Below are 12603 nucleotides of genomic sequence, written 5' to 3'. Positions count from 1 at the left end.
CAGCCAGGCGATCAAGGAAAAGCTGGGCGTGGAGCGACAAGCCCACATCACCCGCCTGGCCGTGAAGTACGGCCTGATCGAGCCGTAACAGGCAATGCGCCGCGCCGCGCACTTCCTGAGCAGGCTGGCAGCAGGCCTGGCCCTGGGCCTGGCTGCCTGCGCTGTCACGGCCACGGCCACGGCTGCACAGCAGGACAAGGCCCAGGGCTACCGCTTCGAGATCGTCACCGGCGACGATAGCGCCGTCACCGCGCGCATCGCCGACGATTTGTATAAACGCCTGGTGCCGACCTTTGCCGCCTTCCGCACCGAGCTGGCGCAGAAGCGCCGCATGGTCACCATCGCCATCGGGCCGGACGCCTTGCGCCAGGCCGCCGCACGGCGCTGCGATTGCGTGGTGATCGCGGCCTTTACGTCGAGCCAGGTATGGCGCGCGATCATGGCCGCGCTGCCGCCTGCGCGCACGTCGTCCATGACGGCGGTGTACGCCGAGCCGGCGCCGCTCGACCAGCTGCAGCTGGCCAGCCTGTTGTACCGCCGTCCGGTGCGCGTGGCCGCCATCGTCAGCCCGGATGCGGACGTTTTTGTCCACAGCCTGCAGGGCAAGGCCGACCTGGTGCGCGCCACGCCCGACGACGACATCGGCGAGCTGCTGGGGCGCATCGGCCGCAGCGAAGCGCTGCTGGCGCTGCCCGACTCCACCGTCTTCACGCCTGAGAACGTGCGCAGCATCCTGCTCGCGACCTACCGCCGCAAGCAGGCGGTGATCGGCTTCTCGAGCGACATGGTGAAGGTGGGCGCGCTCGCCACCACCTATTCCGACATCGAGGACATCAACGCCCAGGTGGCCGAAGTGGCGGCGGCCTTTGTCGCCAGCGGCGAACTGCCGGCGCCGCAGTTCCCGCGCTACTTCCACACCGTGGTCAACGAGGGCGTGGCCAGTTCGCTCGATATCGTGGTCGGCAAGGACGCACGCAACTTCGCCAGGCCGCGGCCATGAGGTTCACGCGCATCGTCCAGCCTTGGCGCAGCTGGAGCATCGGCCTGCGCATGGCCTTCATTACCATGCTGCCGGTGGCCTTCCTGTTCACCTCCTTCCTCTGGTATTCCTGGTACGCGCACCGCGCCCAGGTGGCCGAGGAGCTGGCCGAACGCGGCCGCATCCTGGCGCGCGCGCTGGCCGAGACCAGCGAATACAACGTCATCTCCGGCAACCTCACCGACCTGCGCCTGACCATCAATGGCCTGGTGCAGTCCGACAAAAGCATCTACCGCATCGACGTGGTCGACGCCACGGGCAAGCGCGCCGTGCGCGTGACCTCCGAGAGCGCGCTTGACGCCGAACCGCACTACTACGAAGCGGCGATCCGCAAGCAGGTGGTGTGGATCAACCTGTTCACCGACAACGGCATCCCGCACGTCTCGGCCTCGAGCGATACGCGTCCGCCGACGCTCACCACCGAAGTCGTGGGCGCGGTGCGTGTGACCATGTCGCCGGCCAACATGCTGGCCAAGCAGGCGCGCCGCTTCCGGGTGGAAGTGGCAATGGCGGCGCTGGCGCTGGCGGCCAGCGGCGTGCTGGCCTGGGTGCTGGCGCGCTCGCTGATCCTGCCGCTGCGCGACGCGATTGGCGCGCTGCGCGCCATCCGCGGCGGCAACTACCGCATCGACCTGCCGGTGACCACCGGCGGCGAGGTCGGCGAGCTGCAGGCGTCGATCGGCGAGATGTCGGTGGCGCTCGACCAGTCGAAGCAGGACCTGGAGAACAAGGTAGCGGCGCGCACGCAAGACCTGCTCGAATCGCGCAACGAGGCGCTGCGCGCCGACGCTGACAAGCGCAAGCTGATCCAGAAGGTGAACAGCATCATCGAGGACGAGCGCAAGAGCATCGCGGTCGAGATCCACGACGAACTGAACGCCTCATTGATTGCGGTGCGCCTGGAAGCGCAGAGCATCGCCACGCTGGCGGGCAGGGCGCCGGCTGGCGTTGAGGTCGAGGAGATCCGCGGCAAGGCGCAAGCCATCACCAAGCTGGCGCTCGATCTGTACGCCAACGGCCGGCGCCTGGTGCGGCGCCTGCGCCCGGAAGTGCTCGACATGCTGGGCCTGCACGGCGCGGTGGAAGAGATGCTGCGCCACTACGACAGCGGTTCCGGCTGCCGCTTCGCCTTCCACTCCGAGGGCGACTTTTCGCGCCTGGGGAACGAGCTGGCGATCTCCGCCTACCGCATCGTGCAGGAAGCGCTGTCGAACGTGATGAAGCACGCCGGCGCCACCTTTGCCCAGGTCAGCCTGGTGCTGGACGAAGACCATGACGTGCTGCGCATCGCGGTCGAGGATGATGGCCAGGGCTTCGAGCCGACCCTCAGTTCCGAAGGCATCGGCATCATCGGCATGCGCGAACGCGTGTACGCGCTGCGCGGCGCGATCGACGTGCGCTCGGCGCCACAGCGCGGCACCACGGTGGCCATCACGCTGCCACTCTCGGGCCCAACTGCTGTATCGTAGCAACCTGCTTAAACCTCCTGTCGGATCTCCCATGTCGAACGAACTCAAGACGCCCTACGAACTGGGCAACCAGAACCAGACCACCACCTGGAGCGACTGCGTCGCCTGGTACGAAGAACTGGCGCGCCGTTACCCGAGCGTGCTGCGCTTCGGCGTGATCGGCACGTCCGACGCCGGCCTGCCGATCCATGCCGGCGTGGTCAGTGCCGACGGCGTGTTCGGGCGCGAGCAGATCAAGGCCAGCGGCCGTCCGGTCTTCTTCAACAACAACGGCATCCACCCGGGCGAACCCGAAGGCGTGGACGGCTGCATGGCGCTGGTGCGCGACTTCTGCACCCAGCCCGCGCGCCTGGCGGCCCTGGGCGAGACCGTGTTCATCTTCATCCCGCTGTACAACGTCGACGGCAGCATCAACCGCGCGAATACCTCGCGCGTAAACCAGGACGGCCCCGAGCAGTTCGGCTTCCGCGGCAACAGCCGCCACCTCGACCTGAACCGCGACTTCGTCAAGTGCGACACGCTGACCGCACAGGTCTTCAACCGCTTCTTCACGTCCTGGGACCCGGACGTGATGGTCGACACCCACACTTCGAACGGCGCCGACTATTCGTACACCATGACCCTGATCCACACCCAGCCCGACAAGCTGGGTGGAGAACTCGGCGGCTTCCTGCGCGACACCATGCTGCCGGCCATGTACGAACAAATGGCAGCGCGCGGCTGGCCGACCTGCCCGTATGTGAACCCGGTCAAGGACAGCCCGGACCACGGCATCGCCGACTTCCTGGAAACCGCGCGCTTCTCGACCGGCTACGCGGCCCTGCACCACACCATCGGTTTCATGCCCGAGACCCACATGCTGAAGCCTTTCAAGGACCGCTACGACTCGATGCGCGCCCTGGTGGAAACCGCGCTCGACTTCACGGTGCAGAACGCCGCCCAGATCCAGCAATTGCGCTGCGCCGCCAAGGCCGCCGGCCGCACCCGCACCGAGTGGCCGATCCACTGGGTCATGGACGAAGCCAACCCGGGCAGCTTCCGCTTCAAGGGTTACGAAGCGAAGTACAAACCAAGTGTCCTGGGCGGGTACACGCGCCTGCACTACGACCGCAACAGCCCCTGGGAACGCGACATCGCCTGGTACAACCGCTTCGACGCCGACATCACCGTGGCCGCACCGGAGGCCTACGTGATCCCGCAAGCCTGGCGCGAAGCGATCGAGCGCCTGCAGCTGAACGGCGTGCAGCTCGAACGCGTGGACGCCGACCGCATGCAAACGGTCGACTACTACCACATCGTCTCGGTCTCCTCGCGCCCCAACGCCTACGAAGGCCACATGTTCCACGACGACGTGCAGCTGGAAAAGCGCCGCGCCGACGTCCTGCTGCGCGCCGGCGACTATATCGTCCCGCTAGCCCAGGACGCGGCCCGCTATGTCGTCGAAACCCTGGAACCGCTGGCCCACGACAGCTTCTTCCGCTGGGGCTTCTTCAACAGCGTGCTCGAAAAGAAGGAAGCCTATTCCGACTACGTGTTTGAAGACGAAGCCGAACAGCTGCTGCTGAACGAACCCGAACTGGCATCGAAGTTCGCCGAGTGGAAGTCCGCGAATCCAGGTTTGCTGTCCAACCAGGAAGCCGTCCTCGACTTCATCTTCGCCAACTGCGCCAAGTACCGCGAACCCGAATGGCGCCGCTACCCCGTCTTCATGATCGCCTAAGCTCGACATGCCGCGGATGGAGACGCGGCGTATCCCGTACGGTGGGCACTCCGTGCCCACGCGGATCAAACACACCAATAACAGTGCAGGCAACAGCCCCAATACCGCTTGCACATCGTTCCCCACCCAAACAACAACACCAATGAGACACCTCACCATCGCCGCCTTTGGCCTGGCCCTGACCACCCTGGCCCAAGCCGCCCCATCCCCCGGCCAAACCTACTTCACCCAGAACTGCGCCAGCTGCCACACGGTCGACCCCAAACTCTCCGCGCTGGCCGGCCCCGGCCTCTACAACGTCATCAACCGCAAGGCCGCCGCCGTCGCCAACTTCAACTACACCGACGCGCTGAGCAAAGCCGGCGCTGCCGGCAAGACCTGGACCCGCGAAGAACTCGACGTCTTCCTGCGCGACCCGAACAAGGACGTCCCCGGCACCGCGATGCCGATCGGGATCGCCGACGCCAAGCAGCGCGCCGCCGTCATCGCCTATCTCGCCACCCAGACCGGCAAGGCCGTCACGCCCGCTACCGCAGCCGTCAACGCCAAGCCGAGCGACAAAGCCGGCGCCTGGCACGACGACAAACCCGGCGACCTGCACCACATCAAGCCGACTGAGCTCATCCAACCCTACGCCAGCGACAGCGCCGGCAACGGCCCGAAACTCGCCGCCAGGCCAAGCGGCGCCATGCCCGCCGTCCCACCCGGCTTCAAGATCGGCATCTATGCCGAAGGCCTCGGCAAGTCGCGCCTGCCGCTGCGCGCCCCGAACGGCGACATCTTCCTGTCCGAAGCCGCGAAAGGCCAGATCACGGTCCTGCGTTCGAAGGACGGCGAGAAAGCCGATACCGTCAGCGTCTACGCCACCGGCCTGTCGCGCCCCTATGGCATGGCCCTGTGGCCGGCCGACAAACCGCAGTACCTGTACGTCGCCAACGTCAACTCGGTGGTGCGCTACCCCTACAGCACCGGCGACCTGAAGGCCAGGGGCGAACCCGAAACCGTGATCGAGAAGATCAGCGATACCAGCGGCGGCCACGTCACGCGCACCATCGCCTTTTCGAAAGACGGCAAGACCCTGTTCCTGTCGGTCGGCTCGGCCACCAACGTGGCCGCCGGCATCGGCGCCCAGCCGCCGCAGCCGCTGGCGCAGTGGGAAGCGACATATGGCGTCGGCGCCGCTTGGGGCGAAGAGACCGAGCGCGCAGCCGTGCTGGCCTTCGACGCCGACGGCAGGAACCGCCGCGCCTATGCCAACGGCCTGCGCAACTGCGTCGGCATGATCGTGCATCCAACGACGGGTGAGCTGTTCTGCAGCGTGAACGAGCGCGACGAACTGGGCGACAACCTGCCGCCCGACTACATCACGCGCGTGAAGGCGGGCGGCTTCTATGGCTGGCCGTGGTACTACATCGGCGCCAACGAAGACCCGCGCCTGAAGGGCATCCGCCCCGACCTGAAGAACAAGACCATCGTGCCCGACACCCTGATCCAGTCGCACTCGGCTCCGCTGGGCATGATCGTCTATAAAGCGCCGCAGGGCGCGCAGCACGCCTTCCCGAAAGAGTACGAGGGCGACATCTTCCTGGCCCTGCACGGTTCGTGGAACCGCGGCACGCGCACCGGCTACAAGGTCGTGCGCGTGTTCATGAAGAACGGCGTGCCGACCGGGCAGTACCAGGACTTCATGACCGGCATGGTGCTGAGCGACCGCGACGTGTGGGGACGTCCGGCTGCGGTCGAGGTGGCAGCGGACGGCGCGTTGCTGGTGGTCGACGACGGCGGCGGCGTGGTGTGGCGGATCGTGCCGGCGCGCGCGCACTGATTGGTGTGTAAAGTTTCCATGTGGAAATGGTAAAATGATGCGATAGACACCTGACCGTCGGACCGATGCGCGCAGCAGCCCATGGCTGCGACTGCATCGGTCTTCGCGTCATCGCATCATTCGGCATCCGGATGCCACAAGATTCACCTGGAACGTAACATGTCAGTATCCCGAAGCGATTCCACCACCAAATCGCGTTTTAACTTCATCCTCTGCCTCGACCTCGCCGTCCTGGTTTCCATCCTCGTCATCGCCGGCCGTCCCGAAGCACTGGCGATCACGGTCAGCGCGATCATCATCTGTGCGGTCGCGCTGATCTACCGCGGCACCCTCGGCGTCAAGGCTTATGTGGCGAATGCCTCGGCCAAGGCAAAGGCGGCGCGCCGCGACGCCGGCCAGGTGGCCCGGCCCACGCCCGCTGCTACCGCAACCGTGGCAGCCAAGTCAGCCGGCAAGTCCTGGCTGCGCGACTCCGAGTAGCGGGCGGCGAGGCCGCGCCACCGGCTGCGCATACACTTCCCGGTACAGCGCGTGCATCTCGTCCGCCAGTTCCGGGTCGCAGGTTTCGGCATCGCACACGCAGCGTCCCTCGCCATACGCGTACGCGCCCGGTTCGTGTAGCCGCACCGGCGCCAGGCGCGCCGTTCCCACGCGGTGGACATGGGCCAGCAGCGCGGCCTCGTTGTCCGGCTCCGCATCGCTCGCGGCGCAGACCGCGACAAACAGGATGCGCACCTCCGGATTGAGCGCGCGCGCCGCGTTCAGGCGCCTGGCCAGCGTGTACTGGCCTACCAGGTCCACTTCACCGCCGCGCGCCGGCACCACGATCACCCGCGCCGCGCCCAGCACGCGGCGGCATTCCTCGGTATCGCGCGCGCCCGCATCGACGACGATGTCGTTGAACAGCCGGCGCAGCCCGGCCAGCCTGTCGCCGACGGCACGCGTGCCGAGGCTGCGCACGTCGAGCCAGGGCCGGATGCGCGCCGCGCTGCGCGCCTCGCCCCAAAGGTAGCCGCCGTGCCACAGCCCGGTCATGGCCAGGCACACCTTGCGTCCGCTGCGCGCGCGCAGCACCGCGAGATTGCGCGCCACGATGCTGCGGTCGGCGTTGCCGTGCTGGTTGACGATGGCGACGATCATGCTGGCCTCTTCGGGAAGAAATCGGATGCAGGCCAGCTTAGCGGGAATGCGGTAAAAAGACCGAAAAAGGCGAGGGCGCCGGCGTAAAAGCGGCGTCAACAAGGTGCATGCGGACAGGCTGGAATCGGCCAGCCGCTGCGGTATTTGATCGCATGCTCTCCGGCCGCGCTTGCCGATGCAGGCAGCGGCATGACCGTCACCGCCGGCGCTGCCCTGCGGTGACAATGCGTGAGTTTTCCAGGAGGCATGACAGGGCATAATGCGCCATCTTGCGCATGTTGCACTGCGGGGCCGACAACAACCACGCTTCGATCGGTGTTCTCCGGCATCCCGTCCTTTCCATTGGAGAACATCATCAAACCGCCCATCCGCCTCGCATATCTGCCGCACACCCTGGTCCTGACCGCCGCCTTGCTTGCTGCCGGCTGCGCCGTGCAACCGAACGACCGCGGCGGCCTGATGATCGGTGTCGACACCGCGGAGCTCTTCGGCAAGCAACTGGGCGGCTTCCGCCTGGCCGACGGCACGCCGGGCTCGCTGCGTCACGATCCGTCCACCGGCGCCTTCTCGGTCAAGATCGGCAGCTACCGCGTGGTGCCGATCCCGAATGCGGTGTCGGCGCGCATTGCCATGGTGGCGCAGGTGGAATCGCGTCTGGTGGTGATCGTCGAGACCCAGGAACGCAACTGCAACTACAAGTACACGCTGATGGCCATCGAAGGCACCGACGTGCTGCAGTGGGGTTTCGGGAATTGCCGCGACCGGCCCCAGGCGACGCTGGACGAAGATGGCCGCGCGATCTATATCGACTTCCCCGAATACAACAGCCTGAAGCGCTACAGCTACATGGACCAGCGCCTGTACTCGGGCGTGGCGCCGGCGCCGGCGGGCGTGAACCTGGCGGCGCGCCCCTTCGCCGACGAGAACCTGCGGCCCGCGTATCCGCTGCCTCCGGCACGCGGCGATGCGCGCCCGGGCCCCGGCAATGTCCCGGGCCGTCCGAACCTCGCCGGCAGCGCAGGGCGCGTGATTCCGGCGCCGCCGCAACGGGCCACTGCCGTAGCCGGCAACAAGCCGGCGCCGCGCGACACGCCGGCTCCGCGTGATGCAGCGCGCGATACAGCACGCGACACCACGTCCCAGCGCAAGCGCAACGACGAGCTGCCGCGCGCCCGCCTGACCATCCCGGACGAGGAAATCAAGCCGGTCCGCATCGACCTGAGGAAGTGACCACGATGCGTGCCCTCAAACTCAAGCAGCTGGTCTTCCTGATCCTGCTGACCCTGGTCTACCTGTGTTTCGAACTGGGCTTCAATGCCCGCCTGCTCGACGTGGTGGGCGGTAATGCCAGCCCGGCCGATGTCGAGCATCTGGAAGTGTACGGCCGCACCCTGTCCGGCGTGGCCGCCGCACTGGTGTTGCTGCAGCTGATGCTGAATCGGCGCCTGCGCAGCCAGGTCAGGCGGCCGACACTGGTGCGTATCGCCGTCGGCTGCCTGCTGCTGGCCGCCGCCGTCTTCATCACGATCAAGATCTTCGTCGACGTGCTGGTGGCGACGCGCGACGCCGAATTCCGCCGCGTCGCCTACAACACCATCCTGCTGCAGCGCTCGCTCGTCAACGGCCAGGCCGAACTCGATGGCCTGGTCGACGACAAGCTGCTGTTCGCACAGCCCGAGGGCAAGGCCTTCCTGGCGCTGTTTCCTTTCCTGGCCCTGTCCAACCAGACGCTCGATGAGCGCATGAAGGACACCAAGGACCAGGTCATCGGGAATATCGTGCGTACCGCGAAGACGGGCCAGCAGTACTACGACGACTACCTCGAGGCGATGAAGCGCACCCATACCAACTGGCAGAAGTACGCGCGCATTCCGTCGGCCTCGAACGACGACCTGCAGCGCGAGCAGGACAAGGCCTGGAACGACTACGTCGACTCGCTGCGCAAGCACAACTGGACGCCATACACGGTGCCCGGCTACCGCCGCGCGGCGGTGGTGAAGAAGGTGCGCCAGAAGGTGCCGGTGAGTACACGCTGGGATCCATCCGACGAAGTCGCCTTCCGCGACGCCGTCGAGCAGCGCTATCGCAGGTCGACCAGCGGCATCACGGTCGGACGCGACCGCATTCCGCCCGGCCTGTCGTTCGCGCAGTTCGTGGCGCGTCCCGGCGTGCAGGGGGAGTTGCGCGAGGCGCTGGCGCTGCCGTCCGGCGTCACGGTGGCGCACGACTACGGCAGCGCGGCCGAGTTCAAGCGCCTGTACGAGGCGATGGTCGGCAAGTCGGTGCGCGACAAGCGCGCCAGCTACGACTCGGACGCCGCGCAGTTCGAGTACAACGCGCGCCTGTTCAAGGACGGCAACGACGCCGCGCGCGCCGCCATCGTGCCGCCGGTGGCGCTGGCCTTTTCGCTGCTGGGTGCGATCGGCCACTTCTCCAAGTTGCTCTATCTGATCGCCACGCTGGTATTGCTGCTGCGCGCACCCGGCCAGGACACGCTCAGCCGCCGCTCGGCATGGCTGGCCACGTCGGTGCTGCTGGCCGTGTTTGCCGGCGTCTGGCTGCTCTTGTCGTTGGCCGAGAACCGCGTCACGCGCAGCGAACTGTTCACCCAGATGCTGGAGCAGTCGCGCGCGCCGGAAGAGGGCGACACGGGCTGGACCCGCGCGCGCAAGGCCATCGTCGCCAACGTCACCCATGTGGTGGCAGTCGGCCAGGGCTACAGCTATCCCGTCAACGAAGCGATCCGCGTCCACCTTTTGCAGGACCTGAACTATGGCTATGAACCACAACCGTAAGTCCGTGCTGGGCGCGGCATTGTCGATCGCACTGCTTGCCGCCGGCCCCGCCCACGCGGCCTGCTTCGGCATGCAGATCCATTCGCACCGCGGCAATGGCCAGGCACCGGAGAATTCGCTGGGCGCGCTGCGTGCTGCCTACCAGGGCGGCTTCGACGGCGTCGAGACCGATTTGCAGATGCTGGGCGACCGCGAATGGGTGGTGCACCACGACCAGACCACCGGCCGCGTGGTACGGACCGCGGCGCCGGCGCCGGTGAACAGCCTGCGCAGCGCCGACTGGCGCGCGGCGCGCATGAGCTTGCGCGGCGTGGCGACCGGGGAAGCGCCGCCCTTCGCCAGCGACCTGGCCAGCCTGGCGTCGAGCTATCCGCAGGGCACGCTGAATGCCGAGATCAAGACGGTGGCGGCATGCCAGGACGTCGGTGCGCTGGTGCAGCAGTTGCGCGGCGAAGTCGGACACGGCAACTGGTTCCTTACCTCGCCGGTGGAAGGCAACCTGCGCTGCGCGCGCCAGGCCGACCGCGAGGGTTACCTGGGGCTGATCGTGCTCGATCCGCGCAACGCCCAGGCGTTGGGGAATTCGCGTGCGACGCGTTTTGTCGCCACCCATGCGCAGGCGCCGCGCCTGGACCGCAACTGGCTCAGCAACCTGCAGGGCCGGGTCGGCGCGCCGGTGGGCGTGCACGTCGATGCACGCACGCTCGACGCCAACCGCAAGCTGCTGGCCGATGCGGCGGCGCTGTCGATGCCGGTGTTCGTGTATGCGGTGGAGGGGGATGATGCGCTGGCGTCCGCCTTGCAAAAGGCGCGGCGGGCCACGGGCATGTGGCCGAGCGGGGCGATTATCGATGGCGGCGCCGAGGCGTTCTGTGCGAAGCTGAGGTAGGGTGGACGGCATAGCCGCATTGCGCGGCCCGGTCCACCCTACGCATCACATCTCCGCCAGCACCGTACCGCGCGCATCCAGCAGCCGCACCTTCATCACCTGCAGCTTGATGCGGCGGTTGCTCGGATCGGCGTCCTGGGCATACGCATAGGTCTCCAGGCGCAGCGGCTTGTACGCACTCAGGTAGCCCTCGATCTCGCGCGCCCTGGCTTCATCGGTCACCTTGAAGGCGGGGAAGTCGGCCGCGTTGGTGGTGGCCAGCGTGTACTGGCTGTTGTCGTTGAAGAAGGTATAGCGGTCGTCCGAGAAGTCGTTGATGGCAAAGGACTTCTTCTCGAAATCGTAGCGCTGCAGCAGGCGGCTGTCCTGCTGGTCGACCATGACGTAGCGGCCGTTCTTCGCGCCGGCGATTTCGCCGTCGATGCGCGGCTGCAGCGCCTTCAGGATGTCGCGCTGCTTGAAGCTGTCGCTGGTGCGGCGGTATTCGTCGGAATAGGTCTTGGCGATCTCGTCGTAGGGCGCCGGCATGTTCGACAGCGCGTAGTACATGAACATGACCTGGTGGCCGCTGTCGATCTTGCGGTAGGCATTCAGGGGCGTGGCCGGGTCGCCCTTCGGCAGCGTGGCGGCAACCGCCTTGTTGACGGCTTCCGGGTTGTGCAGGTCAGCCAGGCTGGGCGCGGCCGCTGCTGCTGCTGCTGCTGCTGCTGCTGCGGGCGCACCGGCCGGTGTTTCTTCCTGCTTCTTCGAGCAGGCGGCGAGGCTGAAGGCGAGGGCGATCTGGACGGCGAGGATGGTGGCGTTTTTCATGGATGTGCTCACAAGTTGGGGGTGGATTAACGTTGACGAATTGCGCGCAGGCCGATCCAGGCCAGGTAGAGGGCAGCGGCCAGCGACACATACACGCCGAAGCCAACCGAGACGGCCTGCATCACTTGTTTCATCATGGCGCCGATGATGTCGCCCATGCCGCTGCCGCCGAGGCCGCGCATCTGTTCGGTGGCGGCGCTGGCCATGGCGTTCATCTTCATGTAGATGACCAGGCCGACGGCGGCCAGGAAGGCAAGCGGGGCGAAGTAGCCGAGCGGCGCCAGGCGGTGCTTCCACAGGGCGGGCAGGGCGGGCGCGGCCATCGCCAGGATGCACAGCAGGCCGTACAGGCCGGCGCTGCCGCCGCGGCCGAAGTCTTGCAGGCTGGCGCCTGCGTTCACCATGCGCAGCACGTCGAACATGGTGGCGCTTTGCGCCATGCCGGCCATGATCTGCACCGTCACCGCCGGCAGCCAGATCCAGCTGACGGCGACGATGGCCATGGCCACCAGCACCGGCGTGCCGATCTTCCGCACCGACGCGCGCAGCACCGGCGCGCCCTTGCCGAGGGCCTGGCGCGCCAGTTCGCCGGCGATCTCGAGTTCTTCCTTGCCGACGCCGACCGGGTGCACGCTGCGCAGCTGGCCGCCTTCGTCGAAGCCGATGTCGACGCTGCCGCCGGTCTGGGGCGGGGTGGTGCCGTTCCAGTGGTCCTCGAGCGTGAAGGGGATCTTGTTGCCGTCGACCGCCAGCAGGCCGGGGCCGGCCTGGGTGTCGCGCAGGATTTTCCCGCGCAAGGTGCGGGTGGACGTGGTCAGGGTATTCATGGGTGGTAGCTCCTCGGGTCAGGGTGGGTCGGTGTTAGCATCTGTGCCCGTGTATCGCTGCCGGGTTGGAACCGGTTCAATCTTTTTTC

General features: G+C 67.0%; 11 protein-coding genes. 8 read left to right on the top strand and 3 right to left on the bottom strand.

Annotated elements, in window-relative coordinates:
• The first annotated feature begins 94 nt into the window (after positions 1–94).
• The 5 genes from QPK31_RS25485 to QPK31_RS25465 all read left to right on the top strand — a co-directional run bounded on the left by QPK31_RS25485 (position 95) and on the right by QPK31_RS25465 (position 6533).
• Positions 95–1000: a hypothetical protein gene (locus QPK31_RS25485; RefSeq protein ID WP_290425700.1), complete on the top strand. Its 906-nt coding sequence runs from the start codon at positions 95–97 to the stop codon at positions 998–1000.
• Complete coding sequence (locus tag QPK31_RS25480; protein WP_290425699.1) at positions 997–2508, top strand: ATP-binding protein; 1512 nt, start codon at positions 997–999, stop codon at positions 2506–2508. Before QPK31_RS25485 ends, QPK31_RS25480 begins: the two co-directional genes overlap by 4 nt.
• Before the next feature lie 31 nt (positions 2509–2539).
• Positions 2540–4228: a M14 family zinc carboxypeptidase gene (locus QPK31_RS25475; protein ID WP_290425698.1), complete on the top strand. Its 1689-nt coding sequence runs from the start codon at positions 2540–2542 to the stop codon at positions 4226–4228.
• A gap of 142 nt (positions 4229–4370) precedes the next feature.
• Positions 4371–6053, top strand: a complete 1683-nt coding sequence (locus QPK31_RS25470) for a PQQ-dependent sugar dehydrogenase (RefSeq protein WP_290425697.1) — start codon at positions 4371–4373, stop codon at positions 6051–6053.
• Positions 6054–6212: 159 nt separating this feature from the next.
• Complete coding sequence (locus tag QPK31_RS25465; protein WP_290425696.1) at positions 6213–6533, top strand: hypothetical protein; 321 nt, start codon at positions 6213–6215, stop codon at positions 6531–6533.
• Here the strand turns inward: QPK31_RS25465 and QPK31_RS25460 are convergent.
• The gene (locus tag QPK31_RS25460) at positions 6498–7193 is read right to left on the bottom strand and encodes a hypothetical protein (RefSeq protein WP_290425695.1); all 696 of its coding nucleotides are present in this window, start codon (positions 7191–7193) and stop codon (positions 6498–6500) included. The two genes, QPK31_RS25465 and QPK31_RS25460, sit on opposite strands and share 36 nt — an antisense overlap.
• Positions 7194–7535: 342 nt before the next feature.
• Here QPK31_RS25460 and QPK31_RS25455 point away from each other — a divergent pair, with 342 nt between their 5' ends.
• The 3 genes from QPK31_RS25455 to QPK31_RS25445 are packed head-to-tail and all read left to right on the top strand — an operon-like array spanning position 7536 to position 10877.
• Positions 7536–8423 carry a hypothetical protein gene (locus QPK31_RS25455; RefSeq protein WP_290425694.1) on the top strand — a complete coding sequence of 296 codons (888 nt, stop codon included), beginning with the start codon at positions 7536–7538 and terminating at the stop codon, positions 8421–8423.
• Positions 8424–8428: 5 nt separating this feature from the next.
• Entirely contained in the window at positions 8429–9988 is a 1560-nt protein-coding gene (locus QPK31_RS25450; RefSeq protein ID WP_290425693.1) for a hypothetical protein, read from the top strand.
• The gene (locus QPK31_RS25445; protein ID WP_290425692.1) at positions 9972–10877 is read left to right on the top strand and encodes a glycerophosphodiester phosphodiesterase family protein; all 906 of its coding nucleotides are present in this window, start codon (positions 9972–9974) and stop codon (positions 10875–10877) included. The genes QPK31_RS25450 and QPK31_RS25445 overlap by 17 nt, the downstream gene beginning before the upstream one ends.
• Positions 10878–10922: 45 nt before the next feature.
• Here QPK31_RS25445 and QPK31_RS25440 read toward each other — a convergent pair whose 3' ends face one another.
• Together QPK31_RS25440 and QPK31_RS25435 are read right to left on the bottom strand one after the other, a co-directional pair.
• Positions 10923–11687 carry a hypothetical protein gene (locus QPK31_RS25440; protein WP_290425691.1) on the bottom strand — a complete coding sequence of 255 codons (765 nt, stop codon included), beginning with the start codon at positions 11685–11687 and terminating at the stop codon, positions 10923–10925.
• A gap of 26 nt (positions 11688–11713) precedes the next feature.
• Positions 11714–12514 (bottom strand): hypothetical protein, encoded by an 801-nt coding sequence (locus tag QPK31_RS25435; RefSeq protein WP_290425690.1) that lies wholly within the window; start codon positions 12512–12514, stop codon positions 11714–11716.
• Between the last annotated feature and the right edge of the window lie 89 nt (positions 12515–12603).

The sequence above is a fragment of the Massilia sp. YIM B02769 genome, from assembly GCF_030411995.1.
In the GTDB taxonomy this organism is placed as follows: domain Bacteria; phylum Pseudomonadota; class Gammaproteobacteria; order Burkholderiales; family Burkholderiaceae_D; genus Telluria.
This window is presented reverse-complemented; position numbering and strand designations above follow the sequence as displayed.